22 protein-coding genes and 1 pseudogene are annotated in these 25,990 nt (G+C 31.8%); 9 read left to right on the top strand and 14 right to left on the bottom strand.

Annotation, left to right across the window (positions count from 1 at the left end; all coding sequences use genetic code 11):
- The first annotated feature begins 21 nt into the window (after positions 1–21).
- The gene (locus BPP43_RS10925; protein ID WP_015274959.1) at positions 22–852 is read left to right on the top strand and encodes an MBL fold metallo-hydrolase; all 831 of its coding nucleotides are present in this window, start codon (positions 22–24) and stop codon (positions 850–852) included.
- An 80-nt stretch (positions 853–932) separates the two neighbouring features.
- Positions 933–1,370, top strand: coding sequence for a MarR family winged helix-turn-helix transcriptional regulator (locus tag BPP43_RS10920; protein ID WP_014933654.1), 438 nt, complete (start codon positions 933–935; stop codon positions 1,368–1,370).
- A 46-nt stretch (positions 1,371–1,416) separates the two neighbouring features.
- Here BPP43_RS10920 and BPP43_RS10915 read toward each other — a convergent pair whose 3' ends face one another.
- The 4 genes and pseudogenes from BPP43_RS10915 to BPP43_RS10900 form a co-directional block, all read right to left on the bottom strand.
- Positions 1,417–1,791 (bottom strand): group III truncated hemoglobin, encoded by a 375-nt coding sequence (locus BPP43_RS10915; RefSeq protein WP_013243659.1) that lies wholly within the window; start codon positions 1,789–1,791, stop codon positions 1,417–1,419.
- Between the two features lie 116 nt (positions 1,792–1,907).
- Positions 1,908–2,747 (bottom strand): 3-hydroxyacyl-CoA dehydrogenase family protein, encoded by an 840-nt coding sequence (locus BPP43_RS10910; protein WP_013243660.1) that lies wholly within the window; start codon positions 2,745–2,747, stop codon positions 1,908–1,910.
- A gap of 61 nt (positions 2,748–2,808) precedes the next feature.
- The gene (locus BPP43_RS10905) at positions 2,809–3,585 is read right to left on the bottom strand and encodes an enoyl-CoA hydratase-related protein (RefSeq protein WP_013243661.1); all 777 of its coding nucleotides are present in this window, start codon (positions 3,583–3,585) and stop codon (positions 2,809–2,811) included.
- Between the two features lie 90 nt (positions 3,586–3,675).
- A pseudogene (locus BPP43_RS10900) lies at positions 3,676–4,861 on the bottom strand (acetyl-CoA C-acetyltransferase).
- A gap of 344 nt (positions 4,862–5,205) precedes the next feature.
- Between BPP43_RS10900 and BPP43_RS10895 the strand changes: the two are divergent.
- Positions 5,206–5,868: a hypothetical protein gene (locus BPP43_RS10895; protein WP_013243663.1), complete on the top strand. Its 663-nt coding sequence runs from the start codon at positions 5,206–5,208 to the stop codon at positions 5,866–5,868.
- Between the two features lie 131 nt (positions 5,869–5,999).
- On the opposite strand, the gene BPP43_RS10890 is transcribed toward BPP43_RS10895, so the two are convergent.
- Positions 6,000–6,749 (bottom strand): EFR1 family ferrodoxin, encoded by a 750-nt coding sequence (locus BPP43_RS10890; protein WP_252832328.1) that lies wholly within the window; start codon positions 6,747–6,749, stop codon positions 6,000–6,002.
- 245 nt (positions 6,750–6,994) lie between these two features.
- Between BPP43_RS10890 and BPP43_RS10885 the strand changes: the two genes are divergently transcribed.
- The 5 genes from BPP43_RS10885 to yqeC all read left to right on the top strand — a co-directional run bounded on the left by BPP43_RS10885 (position 6,995) and on the right by yqeC (position 13,760).
- A complete protein-coding gene (locus tag BPP43_RS10885) occupies positions 6,995–8,344 on the top strand; it encodes a butyryl-CoA:acetate CoA-transferase (protein WP_015274958.1) in 1,350 nt (449 codons plus the stop codon).
- Positions 8,345–8,396: 52 nt separating this feature from the next.
- Positions 8,397–10,322, top strand: coding sequence for an acyl-CoA dehydrogenase family protein (locus BPP43_RS12785; RefSeq protein ID WP_013243666.1), 1,926 nt, complete (start codon positions 8,397–8,399; stop codon positions 10,320–10,322).
- Positions 10,323–10,376: 54 nt separating this feature from the next.
- Positions 10,377–11,588: an FprA family A-type flavoprotein gene (locus BPP43_RS10875; protein ID WP_015274957.1), complete on the top strand. Its 1,212-nt coding sequence runs from the start codon at positions 10,377–10,379 to the stop codon at positions 11,586–11,588.
- 110 nt (positions 11,589–11,698) lie between these two features.
- Positions 11,699–12,565, top strand: a complete 867-nt coding sequence (locus tag BPP43_RS10870) for an XdhC family protein (protein WP_015274956.1) — start codon at positions 11,699–11,701, stop codon at positions 12,563–12,565.
- Between the two features lie 118 nt (positions 12,566–12,683).
- Complete coding sequence (gene yqeC / locus BPP43_RS10865; RefSeq protein ID WP_353933488.1) at positions 12,684–13,760, top strand: selenium cofactor biosynthesis protein YqeC; 1,077 nt, start codon at positions 12,684–12,686, stop codon at positions 13,758–13,760.
- Between the two features lie 41 nt (positions 13,761–13,801).
- Here the strand turns inward: yqeC and BPP43_RS10860 are convergent, their stop codons facing one another.
- The 9 genes from BPP43_RS10860 to BPP43_RS10820 form a co-directional block, all read right to left on the bottom strand.
- Positions 13,802–15,181: a uracil-xanthine permease family protein gene (locus tag BPP43_RS10860; protein ID WP_013243670.1), complete on the bottom strand. Its 1,380-nt coding sequence runs from the start codon at positions 15,179–15,181 to the stop codon at positions 13,802–13,804.
- A gap of 39 nt (positions 15,182–15,220) precedes the next feature.
- Entirely contained in the window at positions 15,221–16,072 is an 852-nt protein-coding gene (locus BPP43_RS10855; RefSeq protein ID WP_015274953.1) for an FAD binding domain-containing protein, read from the bottom strand.
- On the bottom strand, positions 16,066–16,551 hold the full coding sequence (locus BPP43_RS10850; protein WP_013243672.1) for a (2Fe-2S)-binding protein: 486 nt from the start codon (positions 16,549–16,551) through the stop codon (positions 16,066–16,068). Before BPP43_RS10850 ends, BPP43_RS10855 begins: the two co-directional genes overlap by 7 nt.
- Position 16,552: 1 nt before the next feature.
- A complete protein-coding gene (locus tag BPP43_RS10845; RefSeq protein WP_015274952.1) occupies positions 16,553–18,682 on the bottom strand; it encodes a xanthine dehydrogenase family protein molybdopterin-binding subunit in 2,130 nt (709 codons plus the stop codon).
- Positions 18,683–18,865: 183 nt separating this feature from the next.
- Positions 18,866–19,807, bottom strand: coding sequence for a carbamate kinase (arcC, locus tag BPP43_RS10840; protein WP_013243674.1), 942 nt, complete (start codon positions 19,805–19,807; stop codon positions 18,866–18,868).
- A gap of 129 nt (positions 19,808–19,936) precedes the next feature.
- Positions 19,937–21,130 carry a knotted carbamoyltransferase YgeW gene (gene ygeW, locus BPP43_RS10835; protein WP_014933668.1) on the bottom strand — a complete coding sequence of 398 codons (1,194 nt, stop codon included), beginning with the start codon at positions 21,128–21,130 and terminating at the stop codon, positions 19,937–19,939.
- Positions 21,131–21,176: 46 nt separating this feature from the next.
- Positions 21,177–22,508 carry a YgeY family selenium metabolism-linked hydrolase gene (locus tag BPP43_RS10830; protein WP_013243676.1) on the bottom strand — a complete coding sequence of 444 codons (1,332 nt, stop codon included), beginning with the start codon at positions 22,506–22,508 and terminating at the stop codon, positions 21,177–21,179.
- Positions 22,509–22,547: 39 nt separating this feature from the next.
- On the bottom strand, positions 22,548–23,741 hold the full coding sequence (gene dpaL, locus BPP43_RS10825) for a diaminopropionate ammonia-lyase (RefSeq protein ID WP_015274951.1): 1,194 nt from the start codon (positions 23,739–23,741) through the stop codon (positions 22,548–22,550).
- On the bottom strand, positions 23,734–24,387 hold the full coding sequence (locus BPP43_RS10820; protein ID WP_013243678.1) for a helix-turn-helix transcriptional regulator: 654 nt from the start codon (positions 24,385–24,387) through the stop codon (positions 23,734–23,736). Before BPP43_RS10820 ends, dpaL begins: the two co-directional genes overlap by 8 nt.
- Positions 24,388–24,597: 210 nt before the next feature.
- Here BPP43_RS10820 and ssnA point away from each other — a divergent pair, with 210 nt between their 5' ends.
- Positions 24,598–25,929 (top strand): putative aminohydrolase SsnA, encoded by a 1,332-nt coding sequence (gene ssnA, locus BPP43_RS10815; RefSeq protein ID WP_013243679.1) that lies wholly within the window; start codon positions 24,598–24,600, stop codon positions 25,927–25,929.
- Positions 25,930–25,990: the final 61 nt, after the last annotated feature.

Below are 25,990 nucleotides of genomic sequence, written 5' to 3'. Positions count from 1 at the left end.
TAATTAATAGGAGATAGAAACTTGATTAATTTATTACAAAAAACTTTTTTCATTTTTTTAATGCTAGTTTTTTCAGTATTTGCTGCTGAGAAAACACCTATGGATTACCTAAATGACAACACACCCCTAAAACCTACTAAAGTATTCGATAATGTATACTGCATAGGAAGTGTAAGTGTTGTTGCTTGGGTAATTGAGACTTCTGACGGACTTATTTTAATAGATTCTATGTGGGACGACAGAGATGCTAAACTCATAGAAGAAGGTATTAAAGGCTTTGGCTTAGACCCTAAAGACTTAAAATATATAATATTAAGCCATGGACATGGAGACCATTACGGCGGAGCTAATTATTTAAGAAATAAATATGCTGCTAAAGTTGTACTAACAAAAACAGATACAGACTTGATGTACAACTTAAATACTGGAGCAAACTCTCCACGCTCTCCAAAAACAAAAGTTGATATATATTCAAAAGATAAAGATGTAATAAAACTTGGAGATACAAGCATAACCATATTAGAAACTCCGGGACACACTGCTGGATGCAGCTCTTTTATATTCCCTGTAAAATATAAAGGAAAAGAATACACTGCTGTACTTTGGGGCGGAACAGGACTTCCAAAAGAAAAAGAATTAGTAGCAAAATATAAAGAGTCAGCAGAGTATTTCAAAAAAGAAGCCCTCTCAAGAAATGCATTAGTATCATTAACAGCACATCTGTTTGCAGATAATGGATACGCTAATTTAGAAAAAGTTGCTAATCTAAAAGAAGGAGAAGCAAATCCATTTATTATGACAAAAGCACAAATGGAAAAATATTTGAACTCCCTAATAGAAAGAGCTAAATAATAAATTAAAGATATATACTAGATATTAACAAAAAATAAATTATATGCTATCATAGTCAAAAATTATGATAGCATTTTTTATTGTATAAGGAGTTTATTATTATTAATAACATAGGCTATGATATATGCTATACCGCAAGAAAAATATATCAGTATATAGGAAAACAAATAATTAATTTCGATATCACACCAGAGCAATTAATTGTATTAAAAGAACTTGCAAAAGAAGAAGGCATATCTCAAAAAGAATTATCTATAAGACTAGATAAAGACCAAAATACTGTAAAAGCTATGATAGATAAATTAGAAGTTAAATCATTTATAAAAAGAAAAGAAAATAAACTCGATAAAAGAGCTTTTTCATTATATCTCACAGAAAAGGCTAAAAAAGAATTACCTATTATAGAAAATTATGAAAATCAAGTTTTAGATACAATAGTAAAAGAACTCAATCCAAATGATGCTGAAATAATAAAAAATACATTAAAGAAAATTAGAAGCAATATATCAGAAATATAAGGCAAAAGATAAAATTATAAAAACTTTATCTCCTGCCATTAAATTATTACTGATTAAATAATACCGCCTTAAAGTTTTTAGCAATATTGCATGCTACTTCATAATAATGATTAGAAGGCTCTTCTTCAAATACTTCATCAAGACACTCTTTAAATAGATTAAGCCAAGTGTCAAATAAGTTCATATCGAAAGGCATAAGATTAATATGTGGCTGAACAGGGTTACCCATATAAAGTCTTTGATTTAAAAGCATAGTTTTCCAAAACTTAGCAATCTTTTCTTTATGTCTCTCCCAAGACTCATCATCAATTCCAACATGCTCATTAAATATAGGTCCCAATTCTTTATGCACCCTAATTTTAGCATAAAAAATATCCATCAACTTTTCTATACCTTCATTATTAATTTCACCATATTTCATAACTATATATATCCTTATTCTATAATATAAAAATAGTATACTATATTTTAAAATAAAAAAAAAGCGAAGAGATTAAAATTAACCCCTTCGCAAACAACAAACAAACTATATATTAATTATTTAGAATATTCATAGAAACCTTTACCAGTTTTTTGTCCGAGTAAACCGCCGCGAACCATTTTTCTAAGTAAAGCACTAGGTCTATATTTAGGGTCTCCAGTTTCTCTTTGAAGTACTTCCATAATAGCAAGTACAATATCAAGACCAATTAAATCACCTAAAGCTAAAGGACCCATAGGGTGATTAGCACCAAGTTTCATAGCATTATCTATACCCTCAACAGAAGCAACTCCCATAGAATATAACTCTATAGCTTCATTAATCATAGGTACTAATATACGGTTAACAACGAAACCAGCAGTCTCATTAACTTCAACAGGAGTTTTTCCAATTTCTTCAGATATTTTGATTATTTTTTCAACAACATCTCTAGGAGTATTGATACCAGAAATAACTTCAACCAATTTCATAACAGGAGCAGGGTTAAAGAAGTGCATACCAACAACAGGTCTTCCAATACCAACACCTATTTCAGTAATAGAAAGTGAAGAAGTGTTAGAAGAGAAAATACAATCAGGCTTACAAATTTCATGTAATTCTTTGAAAGTAGTTTTTTTAACTTCCATATTTTCAAAAGCAGCCTCAACGATTAAATCGCAGTCTTTACAAATATCTTTTAAACCAATAGATATTTTAGATAAAATTTTATCAGCATCAGCTTTTTCCATTTTACCCTTAGCAATTCTTCCGTCAAAACTTTTAGCAATTCTAGCCTTACCGCTAGCAGCAAATTCTTCTTTAATATCACATAAACAAACTTCATAACCTTCAGTTTGAGCAAAAGCTTGAGCAATACCAGAGCCCATAGCTCCAGCACCTATAACACCAACTTTCATTTTAATTTCTCCTTTTTATAAAAATTTTGTAGTTTTATTAAATTTAAATAAGAAAAATTTATTATCTATTAACAAATTTTTCAACTTTTCTCTTTTCTAAGAAAGCAGCCATACCCTCTCTCTGGTCTTCGCTTTCAAAACAATCCCCAAATAACTTTTCTTCTATAATAATAGCCATATCCATCTCAACATCAAGTCCCCTATTAATAGCCCTCTTACAATTACGAACAGCAATAGGAGCATTGTTAGCAATAGTTTGAGCTAATTTTTCAGCCTGAGGCATAAGTTCAGATTGAGTATAAACAGCATTAACCAAACCAATCCTATAAGCCTCATCAGCCTTAATGTTTTTAGCAGAATATATTAACTGTTTAGCCATACCAGCTCCCACTAATCTAGGAAGTCTCTGAGTACCGCCAAAACCAGGAGTAATACCAAGTCCAACTTCAGGCTGACCAAATATAGCATTATCAGAACAAATACGTATATCGCAGCTCATAGCTATTTCACAACCGCCCCCCAAAGCAAAACCATTAACAGCAGCAATAACAGGTATAGGGAAAGTTTCTATCTTTCTAAATACATCATTACCCTTTTTACCAAAAGCCTCTCCCTCTATCTTGCTTGCCTTACTCATCTCAGATATATCAGCACCAGCAACAAAAGATTTCTCTCCCGCACCAGTTAATATCAAACATCTAATATTATTTATATCAACAGCATCTAAAGTTTTATCAAGTTCATCTAAAACTTGAGAGTTAAGGGCATTAAGAGCTTTTTCTCTGCTGATAGTGATAACACCAATCATACCCTTCTCTTCATACTTTACAAAATCCATCAATTTCTCCTTAAATAAAATATCATTATCTTGTAATAAATTAAAAACAGGTTTAGAAAAATATACTCTCTAAACCTGCCGACAAAATTATTACATCTCTACAATGGTAGCACAACCCATACCACCACCGATACACAAAGTAGCAAGTCCTCTCTTAGCTCCTTTAGCATCCATCTCATGAAGTAAAGTAACAAGTATTCTACAACCAGAAGCACCTACTGGGTGACCTAAAGCTATAGCTCCGCCATTAGGGTTAAGTTGTCTTTCAACATCTATTCCAAGCTCTCTGCCCACAGCAATAGATTGAGCAGCAAAAGCTTCGTTAGATTCAATAATATCAAAATCTTTAATAGTTAAACCAGTACGAGCCAATACTTTTTTAGTAGCAGCAACAGGTCCTATACCCATGATTCTAGGTTCAACACCGCCTAAAGCACCAGTAACCCAAGTAGCCATAGGTTTAATTCCTAATTCTTTAGCCTTATCTTCGCTCATTACTACTACAGCAGCAGCACCGTCATTAATGCTAGAAGAATTACCAGCAGTAACTCTACCGCCATCTGGTTTGAAAGCAGGTTTTAATTTAGCCAAACTCTCAACTGTTGTACCAGCTCTAGGACCTTCATCTTTATCAAATACTACATCGTCCTTTTTTAGTTTTTATTGTAACAGGTACAATTTCTCTTGTAAAGTTACCTAAATCTTGAGCCTGAACAGCTTTTTGCTGAGATTTAGCAGCAAACTCATCTAATTCCTCACGAGTAATTTTCCAATCATCACAAATATTTTCTGCTGTAATACCCATATGATAGTTATGGAAAGCATCAGTTAAAGCATCGTTAACCATAGTATCTACAATAGTGTTATTTCCCATTCTATAACCATAACGAGCATTTTTTAAAGCATAAGGAGCCATACTCATGTTTTCGGTACCACCAGCAACAACTATATCAGCATTACCAGCAAGTATCATATTAGCAGCTATATTAACAGCATCAAGTCCAGAACCGCAAACAACATTAAGAGTCATAGCAGGAACTTCTACTGGCAAACCAGCTTTAATAGAACATTGACGAGCAACGTTTTGTCCTTGTGAAGCTTGTATTACACAACCCATATAAACCATATCAACTTGATTAGGTTCTACTTTAGCTCTTTTTAAAGCTTCTTTAATAACTACAGCTCCTAACTCTGCAGCAGGAACAGTACTTAATGAGCCGCCCATACTTCCTATAGCTGTACGGCAAGCACTAGCTATTACTACTTTCTTAGCCATAATAAAAAATCTCCCCAAAAAATAATTTATTTACATCTTATATATTTTAATTTTTTATAATATGCTTTTTAAGTATAGTACATTTTTATTCTTAATTCAATAAAATAAACAAAATTTTTATTATACCCTTATGTAGTATAATATTGTTTACAAAACATATATATTAATATAATTTTAAAATAATATTTATGTTAACATAATCAAAAATAATGTTAACATAACGAGATATAATGTCATTATAAAATAATAAAATATTATTAAATTTGTATTTTATTATTGACATATAAAATATTATTTATATATTATTAAAATATAAAATTAATAGTTCATTTGGGAGAAGTTTTATGATAATAGGAAAAGCACAATACGAAGAGTACATATCAAATTTTACAGACAAAAAAGTATTTTTTAGCATAAACGAAGGAGAAAATTATATAAAAAATACTAATGCTTCTTCTGTGGTATTATCATTAAAACTATGCAATCTATACGGAGCTCTAAACACATTAAAACAAAAAAAACTCAACTCATATCTAAAAGACTTTTACAGTAAATCATTGCCTATAATAAGCAATAAATACGGCGGAAAAGTTGATCAAATATCGGCTCAATATATAGTAGCAGTATTTTCAGACAATTTTAAATTTAGAAATACAACTTACAGCGATATCTTAAAAGATGCATATAGCTGTGCCAAAGAACTAATGTCAACATTAAAAGCTAATAGATACAGTGTAAGCATTTCTATAGCTATGGGAGATTTATGTTTCTGTCAGGTATCAAACACCGAAGTATTGTTTGATGAAGTAGTATGCATGGGAGAGCCTATGCTTCTTGCAAATGAATTAATAAATATGTCAACTGTTAATGAAATATTGATTCCAGAAAATATAAGCCATATGGTTTATGCTGATAAAGAATTAAGAGCTTCTTGGTCTATTGCCTCACAAACTTGCGATTTTCCTGGTATTGGAAATTGTTATATTAAGAAGTTAATAAAATTATAACTTATCATTAAAATATATATTTAAATGATAAGTTATAAAAAACAAAAAATCACATATAGAATATTTCAGGTTCAGCCCTTCTTTCGAACTGTTCTTCCAACTCATGTTGATGATATAAATAGCCCTCATCGTCATAATATCTGCATTTTTCTGGGCATTTTTTTGATGCAAGCACCACATTTTGTACATATACCAACATATTTGCTCACATCATTAAAATCAATAGACCCCATAGGGCAAACATGGGCACATATTTTACAATCAGTACATTTTGACAAATTGACTTTAGGTTTTACTTTCAATATATCAATAGCATGTTCATGTCTGTCTCTTGGTGTATAATAAGGACGAATAGGTTCATTTCCTCTCACTTTAATAGGTTCAGCAGGTATATTTTCCACAGTTCTTATTTTCTCTACTATTTTTTCTACGAAATCTGAAGCAATTTGCATATCCTTTTCATCAGGCCTATTAGCCCCCAAAGTATAAGAGAAAGCATGCTCCCCAACAAAACCAGCACCAGCTATAGTATGAAACCCATTATCTTCTAATATATTTCTAAGTTCAATTAAAGCATCATCAAAGTTTCTATTACCAAAAAGTACAACAGGTATAGCCAAAGCTCCATTACCTTTAATATTGTTTTTTAAATATGGAAGCATTATATTTGGCACTCTTCCGGCATAAGTAGGAGTTCCACATATTACTAAATCATTTTCTTTAAACTCAAGAACTTTTTCTCTTCTTTTAGGTAAGCTATAATTATATTTTTCGCATTCAACATTAAGTTTTTTAGCAACGTTTTCTGCTATAAAAGAAGCTATTTTTTGAGTAGTACCAGTAGCACTGTAATATACGGCATAGACTTTTTTTACTATCATAATATACCCCCCGTAGTACTTTTATCTATTATATAATAATTATGTAAATAAATATCTATAAGTCAAGTAAAAGATAAAAATAAAAAATAAAAATGTAGTTTTTGTGAAATAAAAAAATATAAAACAAACATAATATATATAGATAAATAAAATTTAAAAATAATATCTTGTAAATTTTGATTGACAATCAAAATTTATTTTACTATACTAGAGTATATCAAAAAATCATTTAAGTGGGAGAACTTATGGATTATAGTAAACTTTATAATCAAAAATTAACCTCACCATATGAAGCCGTTAAGGTTGTAAAATCTGGTGATTGGATAGATTATGGCTGGGTAACAGCTACTCCAATAGAGTTAGATAAAGCATTAGCAGAGAGAATGCCTGATTTAACAGATATAAACATCAGAGGCGGTATATTATGTTGGGAGCCTCAAATATTTAAAATTCTTAATCCAGAAAAACATTTTACTTGGAACTCTTGGCATATGTCTGGTATAGAAAGAAAAGCAATAGCAAGAGGATTTTGTTTTTATGACCCTATTCGTTATTCTGAAATGCCTAGATATTATAGAGACTTGCCTCGCGGTATAGATGTAGCAATGTTCCAAGTTGGACCTATGGACGAGAATGGTTATTTCAGTTTTGGTCCTAATGCTTCACATATGCAGGCTGTTATAGAAAGATCAAAATGTGTTATAGTTGAAGTAAATGAAAATATGCCTCGCTGTTTGGGTGCTGACCATATCGGCGGAGAATCTGTACATATTAATCAAGTTGATATGATAGTAGAGGGAGATAATCCTTCTATAGTAGAATTAGGAGGCGGCGGTGCTGCTACTGAGGTAGATAAAACTGTAGCTAAACTTATAGTAGAAGAAATACCTAATGGTGCTTGTATACAGTTAGGTATTGGAGGTATGCCTAATGCTGTAGGTTCTTTAATAGCAGAATCTGACCTTAAAGATTTAGGCGTACACACAGAGATGTATGTTGATGCTTTTGTTGATATATCATTAGCTGGTAAAATCACTGGAAATAAAAAGAATATAGACAGAGGAAGACAAACTTATGCTTTTGGTGCTGGTACTAAAAAGTTATATGATTTCCTTCATAATAACCCTCAATGTTTGTCTGCTCCTGTAGATTATACTAATGATGTAAGAGTAATATCTTCTATAGATAATTTTATGTCTATAAACAATGCTGTTGAAATAGATTTATTCGGTCAAGTAAGTGCTGAATCTACTGGTACTAAACATATAAGCGGTGCTGGCGGACAATTAGACTTTGTATTAGGTGCTTATCTTTCAAAAGGCGGTAAAAGCTTTATTTGTTTATCATCAACTGTAAAAGGTAAAGATGGTACATTACAATCAAGAATAGTTCCAAGTTTTGCTAATGGCACTATTATTACAGATACAAGAGCTAATACTCATTATGTTGTTACAGAGTATGGTAAAGTAAACTTAAAAGGTTTAAGCACTTGGCAAAGAGCTGAAGCTTTAATCTCTATAGCTCATCCAGACTTTAGAGAAGATTTAATCAAAAAAGCTCAAGAATGCAATATCTGGAGAAACAGTAATAAATAAGAAAGTTAGTTTAATTCATAATAAAACAAATTAATTAAAAAAGGAGAAGCAAATGTTTAAAACAACTGAACAACACGAAGAGTTTCGTGCTAAGGTCAGAGCTTGGGCTGAAGAAGTAGTAAAACCTATAGCTGTAGAGCTTGACCTTGATAATAAATTCCCAGATGAAGCTGTAAAAGAAATGGGTAAAAAGAAATTAGATATTATGGGTATACCATATGGTAAAGAATACGGCGGTGCTGGACTAGATGTTATTAGTTATGCTATAGCTGTAGAAGAGCTTTCAAGAGTTGATGGTGGTGTTGGTGTAATTTTATCAGCTCACACTTCTTTAGGTTCTTACCCTATCGCTGCTTTCGGTACTGAAGAACAAAAGAAAAAATATTTAACTCCTCTAGCTAAAGGAGAAAAAATAGGTGCTTTCGGTTTAACTGAGCCTGAAGCTGGTTCTGATGCAGGCGGTACAGAAACTACTGCTGTATTAAATGGTGACCACTACATATTAAACGGTGAAAAAATATTCATCACTAATGCTCCTAAAGCTGATACTTATGTAGTATTCGCTGTTACTACTCCTGGTATCGGTACTAAAGGTATTAGTGCTTTCATAGTAGAAAAAGGTTGGGAAGGTTTTGAGTTTGGTGAACATTATAACAAACTTGGTATACGTTCATCTTCTACTGCTCAATTACTTTTCTCTGACGTTAAAGTTCCTAAAGAAAACTTACTTGGTAAAGAAGGACAAGGTTTCAAAATTGCTATGCAAACTCTTGACGGCGGTCGTATAGGTATTGCTGCTCAAGCTTTAGGTATAGCTCAAGGAGCTTATGAGGCTGCTTTAGAATATGCTAAAGACAGAATACAGTTTGGTCGCCCTATCGCTCAACAACAAGCTATTGCTTTCAAACTTTCTGATATGGCTACTAAATTACGTGCTGCAAGATTACTTGTTTACAGTGCTGCTTATCTTAAAGAAAAACATGAACCTTATGGTATGGAAGCTGCTATGGCTAAACAGTATGCTTCTGATATAGGTTTGGAAGTTGTTAATGATGCTCTTCAAATCCATGGCGGTAACGGTTATATTAAAGGTGCTTACATGGTTGAGAGAGCTTACCGCGATGCTAAGATTTGTACAATCTATGAAGGTACTAACGAAATTCAGAGAGTTGTTATTTCTGCTGCTATACTTGGTAAAATGCCTAAATCTCCTGCAGCTGCTGTTGCTGGTCCTATGGCTAAAAAAGGTCCTATCACTGGTGAAAGAAGAAATATCATCTTCAAAGAAGGTTCTGCTCAAGACAAAGTTAATGCTCTTGTTGCTGCTTTACAGAAAGATGGAATCGACTTCTCTGTTGGTATTGACATTAATACTCCTATAGTTGATGCTGAAAGAGTTGTTTCTGCTGGTAAAGGTATTGGCGGTAAAGAAAATATGAAACTTGTTGAGAACTTAGCTAAAGCTGCTGGTGCTGCTATTGGTTGTTCTCGTCCTGTTGCTGAAGAATTGAGATACTTACCTATCAATAGATATGTTGGTATGTCTGGTCAAAAATTCAACGGTAACTTGTATATTGCTTGCGGTATTTCTGGTGCTAACCAACACTTGAAAGGTATTAAAAACGCTTCTATCATAGTTGCTATCAATATGAAAGCTTCTGCTAAAATATTCAAAAATGCTGACTATGGTATTGTTGGTGATGTTACTGAGATACTTCCTTTACTTACTGCTGCTTTAGGTGGCGATGCTGCTAAAAAACCTGCTGAAGTACCTTACAAGAAAATTAAAAGAATCGTACCTAAGAAAGTTATGGAAATGCCAAAAATATATGTTTGTTCTGGTTGTGGTTATGAGTATAATCCATTCGTTGGAGACCCAGAAGCTGAAATAGCTCCAGGTACAGACTTTACTGCTCTTCCAGAAGAGTGGGTATGTCCTGAATGTAGTGAAGAAAAAGCTAACTTCATTAAGGCATAAATAATAATTAAGTAAAATGCTTAATTTTGATAAACTAACAAAGGAGGAAATTTAATGCATTGCGTTAGAAAAGTTACTGAAGATTTATATTGGGTTGGAGCTAATGAACATCGTTTGGCTCTATTTGAAAATGTTCACCCTTTAACTAGAGGGGTTTCTTATAACTCTTATCTTTTATTAGATGAAAAAACTGTTCTTTTTGATACTGTTGATTGGGCAGTTTGCAGACAATTCTTAGATAATATAGAATATGTTTTAAACGGTAAAAAACTTGATTATATGATAATCAACCACATGGAACCTGACCATGCTGCTTCTATTGAAGAAGTATTGATTCGTCACCCTGAAACTCAAGTTATTGCTACTGAAAAAGCATTCATGTTTATGGATCAATTTGGTTTCACTATTACTGATGACAAAAAAATTCAAGTAAAAGAAGGTGATTCTAGAAAATTTGGTAAGCATGAAATTCACTTCATTGCTGCTCAAATGGTTCACTGGCCTGAAGCTATGGTTAGTTTCGATAGCACTAATGGTGTTTTATTCTCTGCTGATGCTTTCGGTTCTTTCATTGCTATAGACGGAAGATTGTTTGCTGATGAAGTTAACTTCGACAGAGAATGGCTTGATGAAGCTAGAAGATATTATACTAACATCGTTGGTAAATATGGTCCTCATGTACAGCATCTACTTAAAAAAGCTGGCGGTATAATAGACAAAATTAAAATGCTTTGTCCTTTACATGGACCAGTTTGGAGAAAAGATTTAGGTTACATTCTTGAAAAATACAACAAATGGAGCACTTATGAGCCTGAAACTAAAGGTGTATTAATCGTTTATGCTTCTATGTATGGTAATACTGAAGCTATGGCTGGTGTTGTTGCTTCTAAATTGGCTGAAAAAGGTGTTACTAACACTGTTATGTATGATGTTTCAAGCACTCATGTTTCTTATTTGATTTCTGAAACTTTCAAATATAGCCATGTTATTCTTGCTTCTGTTACTTACAACTTGAATATTTATCCTCCTATGCATAATTATTTAGATGATATGAGAGCTCTTAATGTTCAAAAACGTAAGTTCGCTATCATAGAAAATGGTTCTTGGGCTCCTAAATCTGGTGCTTTGATGCAAGAGTTCATTGAAAACAACTTAAAACAATGTGAAATCATCGACCCTCAAGTATCTGTTTCTTCTTCTATGAAAGATGCTAATATTGGTGAGATTGATTCTTTAGTTGATGCTATAGTTGAATCTATGAAATAAGATTAAAAACACTTAAAAAGCATATAAAGTCGGCCGTAATTATTGCGGTCGACTTTTTTATTGTTTACATATATAATGAAAAATAATTTAAACAAAAGAGATAATATAATATGACACTAAAAAATACTTTAAATGAAGCTATTAAATTATTAGAACTAAATAGAGAAATAATACTAATAAATATAATAAAATCTAGCGGTTCATCACCTAGAACTTCTGATGCTATGATGATTGCATATTTTGATGAAAACAATAATAAAAAAACTCTATCTACTATAGGAGGAGGAATATTAGAGTTTAAAGTTTTAAATGATGCTTTCACCCTACTAGAAACAAAATCAAATGACAAAAAAAATTATTCTCTCACTAATGAAGAATCTGGCGGAGTTGGCATGCTTTGCGGAGGAAATGTAGAAATTGATTTTAAATATATAAATAAAAATAACAAAGAAATTATAGAAAAATTAATAGAAGAAGAAAATAAAAAAAACAGTAATGTATATATATTTGGAGCTGGGCATGTCTCATTAGACTTAGTTGATATACTTAACAAGTTATCATTTAATTGTATTGTAATTGATGACAGAGAAGAGTTTGCAAATAAAGAGAGATTTTATAATGCATACAAAATTATAGTAGATGATTATGAGAATGTATTTAATAAAATAAATATCACAGAAAAAGATTATATAATTATAGTAACTAGAGGACATAGTTATGATTATATAGTAGAAAAAAATGCTCTAAAAACAAATGCTTATTATATTGGAATGATAGGAAGCAGTAAAAAAATAGCTGCACTACATAATAGATTAAAAGAAGAAGAAAAATATACAGATGAAATGATAAAAAAAGTTCATGCTCCAATAGGTATGCAAATAGGAGCAGAATCTACAGAAGAGATAGCTGTAAGCATAGCAGCAGAGCTAATATTAAAAAGAGCAATATTTGAAAATAGAAGGAAAATAAAAAAATAATATGCCTGAAATAATATTAGTATGCGGTGCTGGAGGAAAGACTACATATATAGAAAACTTATCAAAAAGTTGCAAAAAATAAAAAAGACAAAAAAGTTATTATAACAACCACAACAAAATTTATAAACCAAATGAATATACTGACAGTATTAATTCTCATTCATTTGACAAGAAAAATATAATAGTACTTGGTAAAGAATATGATGAAAAAAAGCTAATGTATGCTGGAGATGATGAATTAAATAATGCTATCAAATATGCTGACATAATATTAATAGAAGCTGATGGAGCAAAACATTATCCTATAAAAATACCTAATGAAAATGAGCCTGTTATACCTGATGTATTATTAGGACAAATTTCTAAAATAGTTATAATAATGGGGCTTCATGCTTTAAATAGAAAATTTTACGAAGTTTGTTTTAGATACAATTTATGCAAGGAAATAGATAAAAATAAAATTGTAGATATTGAAACTATCAAATTTATTGCAAACAAATACTACATTAACAAATTAAAAAATAAATGCAGTAATATTCAATTATACTTAAATGATTTTACACAAGATAAAAATATTAATTATAAAAAAACTGCATTTATAATTCTTGCTTCTGGAAATAGCAAACGTTTTAACGGCAACAAATTACTTCATAAATTTAATTCTCTTAATAATAAAACATTGTTTGAAAACACAATTGATAAAATATCTAATGTAGTAAAATTATTAAAAAAATATAAAAAGTTAAAAAACTTAGAAACTTCTATAATTGTTGTAAGCATATATGATGAAATAATAAATAAAGAGTTTGAAAATAAATATTATTCTGTTATCTATAATAACAATCATAATGCTGGAATAAGCTCATCAATAAAACTCGGACTTAAAGAAGCAATAAAAGAAGGCTCTGACAGTTTTGCTTTTTTTGTATGCGACATGCCTTTTTTAGGAAGTGATGATATATTTAATATGATAAAGTATTTTTATTTTAGTCAAAAAAATATAGGAGCTATGTTTACAAAAGACAGAGTTTCTAACCCTGCAATTTTTTCTTCTAAATATATTGATGATATTCTAAAACTAGAAAATGATGAAGGAGCATCAAAAATTATAAAGAAAAATATTAATGATACTTTTTTATATACAATAGATGAAATGAAGTTAATAGATATAGATAAAAGAGAAGATTTAAAATAAAAGACAATGGGCTTTAAATCCCATTGTCTAAAATTATATAATTATTTTTTTTCTTCTTTAGGAAGAATAACATTTAATATAATAGCAACACAAGTAGCTATAACAACAGGGCTGCTTCCAAATACAGTTTTAGCCCAAGCAGGGAAAGTATCTAAAGCTCCTCCAACTTGAACAGTACCCATACCTAAAGCAACAGCAAGACCTACTATTAAAGTATTTCTAGGACCCATATTTTCAGTAAATACCAATTTAATACCAGTCATAGCAATAGAAGCAAATACCATTATAGTAGCACCGCCAAGTACACAAGAAGGTATAGTAGTAAGTAAAGCTGAGAATTTAGGGAATAAACCAGCAACTAATATTATAATAGCAGCAATTAAAAATACTATTCTATTAACAACTTTAGTAGTAGCAACTATACCAACGTTTTGGCTGTAAGTAGCAGTTGGCAAACAACCAAATACAGAAGATAATATATTAGTAATACCATAAGCAGTGATACCGCATTTTAATTCTTTATCAGTAGGCATTCTTCCCATACCGCCTGAAGTAGTAGCAGAGAAGTCTCCAATAGCTTGAACAGAGTTAACAGCAAATAAAAGTGCTATAGCAATAGCAGCAGAAGGGTCAAACTCTATTCCAAAAGGTATAAGTTTAGGAGCTTGGAAAATACCAGCATTAATAACACTTGTAAAATTAATCATACCAAAGAAAAATGCTGCTATATAACCAATAATTAATCCCATAAGTATAGAAGCTAATTTTAAAAATCCTTTAGTAAATTGGTTGAAGAAAATAACAGCGATAAGAGTAATGAAAGCAACAGTCCAATACTGCCAAGAACCAAAAGGAACAACTTCACCGTTTATGCTATATAAAGTACTTCCGCCAGCCATATATCTAACAGCTGTAGGATATAATGAAAGACCAACTGTAAATACTACTGTACCAGCAATTAAAGGAGGAAATAGTTTTCTAATTTTTTCAACAGCTAAACCAAATATTATAGCTACAATACCGCCTACTACTTGAGCACCAAAAATGATTGCAAGACCTCTAACACCAAGACCAGTGCCTTCAGGACCTCTAGCAATAGACTGCATAGTAGATACATAAGCAAAACTAACTCCAATAATCATAGGAAGTCTAGCACCTATATGATAATTCTTAGTTATAGGTATAGGAAAAACCATAATTATTGTAGAAATAGCAGCAAATACTAATGAAGATTGAACTAATAATATTTGCTCTGGACTTCCGCTTTTAAGACCAGCTGCAGATGATACTATAAGAGCAGGAGTTACACAACCAACAATCATAGCAACTACGTGTTGAATAGCTAGCGGGAAAGCTTGAGTCATTTTTGGAACGCCTTCATATTCAAACAAGGCGCTTTGAGTTTTTTCATTCATACTCATATTTCTTCTCCATTTGTTAAATTGTTTTTATCTTTTAAATTAACAGATATTTTTTAGTGCTTCCTCCAAAAAATATTCTATTAAATTTAAAGCACATTTTTTTCTATATAAAGCAGTTGATCTTGCACTATCTCTTGGTTTCATAATAGAAGAATACGCTTCCTGTATATCTTTTATTTTATTTTTCCATTCACTGATATCTGAAACAGCAAACTTCTCTTCTATACTTTCATCTCTTGTAACTGTAATTCCTAAAGTACAAAAACTTATTTTAAATCTATATTTATTATTCTCTTTGCAAACTAAAGCACATATAGCAAGTTTAGATAATGCATTAGCTTTTCTTGTGCCTATTTTTTTGTAAAAAGAATATTCATAATTTTTTTTAGGTATTACAATATGAGTAAGTATTTCATCATCTTTTATTGTAGTTTTACTTACACCAGTGATAAAATCTTTTATTTTTACTTCTCTTTGTGAGTCTTTACTTTTTAATATTAAAACTGAATCCATTGCATAAAGCGAAGGCAAACTATCAGCAGAAGGCGAAGCATTGCAAATATTTCCTCCAATAGTAGCAATATTTCTAATAGGAGGTCCTGCTATACCCAAAGCACTATCTTTTAATACTTGAGGAATTAGAGGAGATTTTATTATTTCATCAAATGTAGTTAATGTCCCTATTATGATATTATTCTCATCTTCTTTTATGCCTTTTAATTCATCTATTTCATTTATGAATAACACAGGTCTTTCAAATTTAGCTATTAAATTGCTTCCTCTTAAATGCTCTACCATTAAATCAGTGCCGCCTGCAAAAATTATCGCATTATGCTTTAGTTTTAATTCCAAAGCCTCATTAATATTTTTAGCTGTCAAAGTATTTACCATAATTTTTTACCCTCCTTTGAAGCCATTTCAGAAGCTCTTAATACAGCATTAACTATATGGTCATAACCAGTACATCTGCATAAGTTTCCAGAAAGCCCTCTTCTAACTTCTTCTTCAGTAGGATTTCCTTTTGTATCATTCAAAATAGCCTCTGTTGACATCACCATTCCAGGAGTACAAAAACCGCATTGCACAGCGCCCTCATCAATAAAAGCTTTTGTTACTATTTTTCCTTTCTCTGTTTCTGTATAACCTTCTATAGTTAAAATTTCTTTTCCCTCGCATAAAGCTATAGGAATTAAACAAGAATTAACAACCTTGCCGTTCATCAAAACAGCACAAGCACCGCATTCACCCTCTCCGCAGCCTTCTTTAGTACCTGTAAGTTTTAATTCATCTCTCAAAAAATCTATTAATCTAGTAAGCGGATTTAATTCTGTATTAATTTTTTTATTATTAACAGTAAAACTTATAGCCATATCACAACACCTCCGCAATATTTTCTGGTAATATAGGTATGCTTGTAAAATGATGTTTCAAAGCATTTTCCATAGCAGAAGCATAAGCACTAGCAGCACCGTCAAAAGTTATCTCCCCTATTCCCTTAGCACCCAATGGTCCATATTGATAAGGTTCGCACATTATATAAGTTTTTATTTCAGGCAAATCCAAAGAAGTAGGTATCATATAATCTGACATCTTTACTTGAAGGAATTTTCCATCTTTATTTACTATCTTCTCTAAAGCTCCCCAGCCAAGTGCCTGAGCAACTCCTCCTTTTATCTGCCCCTCAACAATCTTTTCATCTATAGGATATCCGCAGTCAAATACCGCCCATACTCCTACAATCTTTACTTCTAATGTGTATTTATCTATTTCCACTTCAACAACATTTATTCCAAGTCCATAGCTCGGATAAGCATCTCCCCTTAAAGTATTAGTATCCCAATCTACTAAATGCGTAGGGTGTTTATAATCTTCTGTTATTTCTATTTCATCAGACTCGTTCCATCTTTCTTTTAATTTTTTAGAAGCCTCTTGTATCAAATATCCTACTATCATCACAGAACGTGAAGCTACAGTAGGACCAGTATTTGGAACAATGTCAGTATCATATTCAGCTATGTCAATATCTTCTAATGGAATATTTAAATTGTATGAAGCTATTTTTCTAAATGTAGTATGAAGACCCTGACCTATTTCTGTATTTGAAGTAAGTATTGTTACTTTATTTCCTTTTTTCTTTAATTTTAATTTAGCTTTTATTATATCTCTTTCACCGCTTCCAGTAAAAGCACATCCATGCAAGAAACAAGATATTCCTATTCCTTTATACATAGAGTTTTTATACTCTTTGGATTTTCTCTCATAATCAGATTCTTTTAAAGCTAAATCAAGCATTTTAGGAAGTATTATATTATCGTGGAATATACCTCCTGTTATTGTTGGGTCATTTTGTTTAACGAAATATTTCTTTTTAAGTTCTATAGGATCAACATTTATTTTTTTTGCAATATTATCCATAGTTCTTTCTATGGCAAATATAGCCTGAGGTCCGCCAAATCCTCTGAATGCACAGCTAGGTACATTGTTGGTAGCATATAATGTTCCTACAACTCTAACATTAGGAAAATGATATACATTGGCAGCAGTATAAGTACATCTTTGCATAATAACCCTTGAGCTTGATTCATAAGCACCAGCGTCCATGTCTGATACAACATCAAGAGCAGTAATATTATTATTTTCATCAAGAGCTATTTTTGTTTTTATTTGAGCAGGCTGTCTTTTTACACTATAAGCCATGTCAAATTGTCTGTCTAATATAAGTTTTACAGTTTTTTTGGCTTTGTTAGCAGCAACGGCAACTACTGAAGCTAAAACATCTGGATAATGTTCTTTTCCTCCAAATCCTCCCCCAATAGGCGGAGCTACTACCCTCACATCTTCAACGCCAAGCACAGGAGAAGCAGCCTTTTGTACATAATATGGACATTGTGTTGAAGAGTAAATTGATACTTTACCGTTTTCCCATACTCCAACAGCACCATTAACTTCCATATATAAGTGTTCTTGATATGGTGTATAATAAGTTTCTTCTATTATAGTCTTTGCTTTTTTAAATGCCTCATCAACATCACCATATCCCGCATTGAATGAAATAAATATGTTGTTATCACCGTATATTGCACCTCCAAGCAGTTTCTTGGAATCTTCAATATTCAATACAGGCTCTAAATCTTGATATTCTATTTTTACTTTTTCAGCTATATCATATACTATATTCTTGTCAGGCCCTACAATGAGAAGTATCGTCTCTCCAATATATCTTACAGTATCCTCAGCAAATGGTTTCCAGTCAGATATAATCATAGTAGCAGCATTTTTACCAGGAACATCTTTATAATCAACAGTAAAATAACCATCAGGAAGCTCTGGTATATTGATTTTTAATATTTTAGCTCTAGCCTTTGTGGAATGCACAATTTTGGCATATAGAACTTCATTTCCAAAATCAATATCATTTAAATATTTAGTCTTTCCTGTTATTTTATCTAATGCGTCTACCCTAGGAACAGATGTTTTTAATTCTTTAATAAAAGTTTTCATAAATAAAAATTATCCTTTAATAAAGAGTATTAACTATTTTTTTAAATAGCCTTTTATAGTATATAAAAAAAATTTTTCAATATCAAATTTATTTATAACAATCATATCAAAGGAAATCAAATTATTTAATTAAACTAGGTTACATATAATTAAATAAGAAACCTAGTTTAATTAACAAAAAAATTATTTTCTTACTCTAGTACCAGTTTTTCCATTAATAGCATCTTTAGCTTTTTCAAGCAAAGTAATCATAGCTTCTTTTCCAGTAGCTTCAACAAACTGCATACAAGCTTGTACTTTTGGAAGCATAGAACCAGGAGCAAATTGACCGTCATCGCAATGTTTTTTAGCTTCTTCTATAGTCATAGAATCAAGCCATTTAACATCAGGTTTACCAAAGTTAATAGCAACTTTTTCTACAGCTGTTAAAATGATAAGCATATCAGCATCAAGTTCTTTAGCAAGTACAGCAGAAGCAAAGTCTTTATCTATAACAGCAGCCATACCCTTTAAATGATTGCCTCTTTTTACAACAGGTATACCGCCTCCTCCGCAGCAAATTACTAAAGCCTTTTCATTAAGCATAGCTTTAATAGCAGTGCTTTCTGCAATTGCAACAGGTTTAGGAGAAGCAACAACTCTTCTGTATCCTCTTCCTGCATCTTCTTTTACTGTCCAGCCCAATTCTTTAGCCTTAGCCTCACCCTCTTCTTTAGTCATAAATTGACCTATAGGTTTTGTAGGGTTTTTGAAAGCAGGGTCATTCTCATCAACTACTACTTGTGTAATTAATGTAGCTATTGGCGGAACAGTAATATTTCTATTAGAAAACTCTTCCATAATAGCATTCTGTAAATCATAACCAATATAAGCCTGACTCATAGCAACACATACTGATAAAGGTATAGGATTTCCAGTATTATGATTATTAGTATATTCATTCATAGCATTATTGATAAATCCAACTTGAGGACCATTACCATGTGCTACTATTACTTCACAGCCATTTTCAACTAAATCTACTATGTTTTTAGCAGTTATTTTTACAGCTTCCATTTGCTCTGCAAGAGTATCTCCCAAAGCATTACCGCCTAAAGCAATAACTATTCTTTTTTTATTTTCCATTTTTATATCCTAAAAACAAAATTAATTTAATTTTAATATTATCAAAAAAGTTCCTTTTTTCACAATATTAAAGATATAAAATGGTAAGCACTATTATTTATAGACACTTACCATTATATTTTTTAATTATTAATAACCAAATACTCTTGGTTTGCCGTCAGAAGCTAATTTGCTTAATATAGCTTGAGGGTCTCTGAATTTAGATAAGAAAATCATAGCAGCTATAACATATGGTTTGTAGCTAGCTTGTTTGTAAAGAGGTACTCTATATCTGTCAAATACAGAAGCAGCAACCTCACCATCTTTACAGCTAACATCATTAATGTCAGCAGGTAAGCAGTGTAAGTATAATGCTTTTCCGTCTTTAGTTTTCTTCATTTTTTCTTCAGTACAGCACCAATCTTTATGTTTAGCATTTTGCTCTAATAATCTCTTTTCAAGAGCTTTTATTCCGTCAGTGTCGCCTTTACCATAAAGGTCTGTTCTCTCTTGCATAGCAGCAAATGGAGCCCAAGATTTAGGATAAACAACATCAGCATTTTCAAAAGCTTCGTCCATATCATTAGTGATAGTTAATTTAACGCCAGCAGCTTCAGCATTTTTCTTAGCAATAGCTTCAACTTCAGGCATAAGCTCATAACCTTTTGGATAAGCTAAAGCAACGTCCATACCTAATCTAGTGAATAAACCAGCAGCACCTTGAGGTACAGAAAGAGGTTTACCGTAAGAAGGTGAATAAGCCCAAGTCATAGCAACTTTTTTACCTCTTAAGTTTTCTAATCCGCCTAATTCGTGGATAAAGTGTAAAGAGTCAGCCATCATTTGAGTTGGGTGGTCTCTGTCACACTGTAAGTTAACTAGAGTAGGAATTTGCTCTAATATACCATCATTGTAACCTTGTCTTACAGACTCAGAAACTTCTTTCATATATTCATGACCTTTACCAATATACATATCATCTCTGATACCTATAACATCAGCCATGAAAGATACCATGTTAGCAGTTTCTCTAACAGTTTCACCATGAGCGATTTGGCTTTTACCTTCGTCTAAGTCTTGTACTTCTAAACCTAAAAGGTTACAAGCAGAAGCAAAAGAGAAACGAGTCCTAGTAGAGTTATCTCTGAATAAAGAAATACCTAAACCAGAATCAAAAACTTTAGTAGATATGTTGCTTTCTCTTAAAAATCTTAAAGCATCAGCAACAGTCCAAACAGCTTGTAATTCATCAAAAGTTTTGTCCCAAGTAAGGAAAAAGTCATTTTTATACATTTTTCCAAATTCAAGGCTATCGAGTTTTGAAATATATTTTTGTATACCCATATTTTTCTATCCTTTTATTTTTATTTTTATTTAATTAATATTTTTATTATTTATTAGCACAATATATAGTAGGTACAGCAGCATACATAGCAGCACATACAACTAAATCTTGTTTCCAAGTAATTTCATTAGGAGCATGAGCTTGAGCTTCAGCACCAGGACCAAAACCTATACAAGGTATTCCATTTCTTCCCATTATAGATACACCATTAGTAGAGAATGTCCATTTGTCAGTAAGCGGACGAGCTTTTCTTTCTTTTTCTATTTCTGGAGTAGGTCCAATTCTTTCAGTACCATAAAGACCTTTATAAGCCTCTTCTAAAGCTTTAGTTACAGCATGGTCTTCAGGTATTACCCAAGTTGGGAAGTAACATTCTATTGGATAAACTAAACCTTTCCAAGATGGTCTTTCATAATTATACATAGATACTTCAGCACCATATTTTTTTACATTAGGAAGGTTTCTTATTTCTTCTAAGCAGCTTTCCCAAGTTTCGCCAGCTGTCATTCTTCTGTCTAATGAAATAGAACAAGAGTCAGCAACAGCACATCTGCTTGGAGAAGTGTAGAATATTTGAGAAACAGTTACAGTACCTCTTCCTAAGAAGTTAGCTTCTTTGTATTGAGGATTGTATTTTTCTTCTAACATTTTTACTAAACCTTTGATAGGTGTAGAATCTTTAGCATCATTTTCGTTAAGGCTTCTGATGTCTTGAAGTATATCAGCCATTTTGTAAATAGCGTTATCTCCTCTCTCTGGAGCAGAACCGTGACAAGAAATACCTTTAACATCTACTCTAATTTCCATTCTACCTCTTTGACCTCTGTAGATACCGCCGTCAGTAGGCTCAGTAGAAATTACAAACTCAGGTTTAATTTTGCTTTCTTTACAGATGTATTCCCAGCATAAACCATCGCAGTCTTCTTCTTGTACAGTACCAACAACAACAACTTGATATTTGTCGCTTAAAAGACCTAAATCTTTCATTATTTTAGCACCGTAAACACCAGAAACTATACCGCCCTCTTGGTCAGAAGTTCCTCTACCGCCTATTTCGATATCGTTTTCATAACCTTGATAAGGGTCAAATTTCCAGTTGTCTTTGTTACCTATACCAACTGTGTCTATATGAGCATCTATACCTATTAAAGTTTTACCAGTACCCATATAACCTAAAACGTTACCCATAGGATCGATATCAACTTTGTCAAATCCTACTTTTTTCATTTCTTCAGCAATTCTTTCAATTACACCTTTTTCTTCACAAGATTCACTAGGAATTGCTACCAAATCTCTTAAAAACTTAGTCATATCAGCTTTATAGCCTTCTGCTTTTGCTTTTATTTGTTCAAATTGTTCTTTTGAAATAGCACTCATTTTTATTTCTCCCTAAAATTATATATATATAAAAAATTATTATCTCTCTTTTGCTTCCCAAATAATATTTTTCCATCTAATTGGGTCAGTATCGCCTTCTGTGCTGAATAATAATACTTTAGAATTAGAATCAAGTTTTAATTTTTTTCTTAATTCAGTATATTCATCATTAAGCATTATAGTAGCCAAAGCACCGAAAGGAGCAGCACCAGATTCACCAGATACCACTTGAGGGTCTCCTTTTAATGGAGCAGAAAGCATTCTCATACCTCTTGCAGCAACTACATCTTCAGCAGCTATAAAACAATCAGCATGATTTTTAAGTATATCCCAAGAAGTAATATTAGGCTCACCGCAAGCAAGTCCAGCCATAATAGTATTTAAATCGCCTTCAACTATTCTTATTTTTCCGTCTCCTGCTACAGCACCTTTATATAAACAAGCAGCAGCTTCAGCTTCTACTACAACCATTACAGGAGGATTATCTTTATATTTGTTAGCAAAATATCCAACCATAGCACCAGCTAAAGAACCAACACCAGCCTGTACAAATACATGTGTAGGTCTTTCGCCAAATTGCTCATCAGCTTCTAAAGCCATAGTACCATAACCTTGCATAATCCAAGCAGGTATCTCTTCATAGCCTTCCCAAGCAGTATCTTGTACAACTACTCCATTAGGAACCTTTGCAGCTTCTGCAGCAGCTTTTCTAACACATTCATCATAGTTATATTCTTCTATTGTAGCAGTAGCTCCTTCAGCTTGAATGTTTTTTAATCTTGTTTCTGTTGAGCCTTTAGGCATAAAAATTACTGATTTTTGTCCTAATTTATTAGCAGCCCAAGCAACTCCTCTACCATGGTTACCATCTGTAGCTGAGAAGAAAGTAGCTTGACCGAACTCATCTTTTAATTTTTTTGAAGTTAATACATCATAAGGGAATTCGCTTACATCTTTTCCCATTTTTTGAGCTATATATCTAGCCATAGAGTAAGAACCGCCTAATACTTTAAAAGCATTAAGACCAAATCTATATGACTCATCTTTTACTTTTATAGTTCCTAAACCTAAATATTTTGCCATTTCTTTTAATTCAGATAATGGTGTTTGTGTATATTGAGGGAAACTTTGATGAAAAGCTTTTGCCTTCTTTACTTCCTCAATAGACATTATTGGTAAATTTTTGTCATCTGACTTAGGCATTTTATTTTCTGCCCATTTAAGCTCACTCATTTACTTCCTCCTTTTTTGAATCTATATAATTATATAGAGTGAATTTACTTATTCCAAAATGATTTGATACTTTATCTCCGGATTTTGTTATTAAAAATACTCCAGAGTCATTTAAAAATTTTATAGCCTTTATTTTTTCATCTTTATTCATTATAGAAGCAGGTTTTCCTATCAATTCCTCACTTTTTAATATAAGCTTTTCCATTAATTCCTGAGCACTGTTTGGTATCTCTTCAAGCTTAGATTTATCTTCTGTTTGAAGCAATAAATCTAAATCACTCTTAAATGGAATAAAACTGCTTATATCAAAGTTTATAGAAAGTATATATCTATATTTTCCTTCCATATCTTTTATAAATACTGTTGAAGACTTTAATATTTTGCCATTTGATGCTTTTGTAAGATAAGATAAATGGTCAACTATAGGTTCTCCCTTTTTTATTTTCTCTATAGTCTTTAATACTACATTTGAAGCACCTTCGCCTACTTTTCTGCCTGTAATACCGCCATTAATGATAAAAAGAATTGTATGCTCTAAATCTTCCTCTTTCAATTCATGAATACAAACTTCGCAATTGTTGCCAAATTGCCTTGCTATACCATGTGCCACGCTTACTAAAGTCTCTAGTATTATATTAGAACTCATAAATATCCTATAAAAAGCTACTATATACTTAAAATCTATAACTTCATTAATTGATACGTTTATAGTATACTAATTTTTTTTAGATTTTCAACAAAAAATCTAAAAATTTTTGAATTTTTTATACAAATTCGTTGACAAATCAACTTTTTTTAATATCCTATTAAAATATAGATTATAAATTATAAAAATATGAAATTTTAGGGGGAATATATGCTATTAATAGGCGGAGGTAAATTAATAACTAGAGATTCTGCTAAACCATTTATAGAAGACGGTGCAGTTCTTTGTGATGGAAGATTAATTAAAGAAGTTGGCAAAACTTCAGATTTAAAAGCAAAATATAAAGATGCTGAGTTTATAGATGCTAAAGGAAGCATTATTATGCCTGCATTTATAAATGTTCATGAACATATTTACTCTGCTATGGCTAGAGGTTTCAGCATAAATGGTTATAACCCTAAAGGCTTTTTAGAAATATTAGACGGTATGTGGTGGACTATAGATAGAAATCTTACTTTAGAGCAAACTAAACAAAGTGCAATGGCTACTTATATAGAATCTATTAAAAATGGTGTTACTACAGTATTTGACCACCATGCTAGCTTTGGGCATATTGAAGGCTCATTGTTTGCTATAGAAGAAGCTGCTAAAACTATGGGAGTTCGTACTTCTTTATGTTATGAAGTTTCTGACAGAGACGGAGAGGCTAAATCTAAGGCTTCTATTAAAGAAAATCTTGACTTTATTAAGCATGCTATGGCTGATAAAACAGATATGATTAAAGGTATGATGGGAATGCATGCTTCTTTCACTATTTCTGACAAAACTATGGAAGCTTGTATGAAAGATTTACCAGATGGTATAGGCTGCCATATTCACGTTGCTGAGGGTATAGAAGATTTACATGCTTGTCTTAAAGACCATGGAAAAAGAGTGGTTGATAGATTGTTTGATTGGAAAGTGCTTGGTCCTCATACTTTACTTGTACATTGTATATATGTTAATCCTCATGAAATGGATTTAATAAAAGAAACTGACACTATGACTTCTCATAACCCTGAATCTAATATGGGTAATGCTTGCGGCTGTCCTCCTACTATGGAATTGATGAAAAAAGGCATATTAACAGGCTTAGGTACTGATGGATATACTCATGATATGATAGAATCATACAAAGTTGCTAATGTACTTCATAAACATCATTTATGCGACCCTAATGCTGCTTGGGGCGAATTACCTACAATGCTATTTGAAAATAATGCTAAAATAGCTAATAGATTCTTCGATACTCCTTTAGGCGTACTTAAAGAGGGAGCTGCTGCTGATGTTATTATTATGGATTATAAAAATTACACAGAATTAAGCGATAAAAACATAAACGGACATATATTATTTGGTATGAACGGAGGACATGTTAATACTACTGTTTGTAACGGTGAAGTATTGATGAGAGACAGAAAACTTACAAAAATTGATGAAGATGCTGCTTATGCTAAAATAAGAGAAGAGTCTGCTAAACTTTGGAAACAAATTAACAAATAATTTAAATATATTATATTTCAAGTAATGGGGTGTATTTTGCTCCATTACTCTAAATTTTTTA

This window comes from Brachyspira pilosicoli P43/6/78, assembly GCF_000325665.1.
Taxonomy (GTDB): domain Bacteria; phylum Spirochaetota; class Brachyspiria; order Brachyspirales; family Brachyspiraceae; genus Brachyspira; species Brachyspira pilosicoli.
The sequence above is the reverse complement of the archived record's forward strand: the minus strand, read 5'-3'. Positions and strand labels throughout refer to the sequence as shown.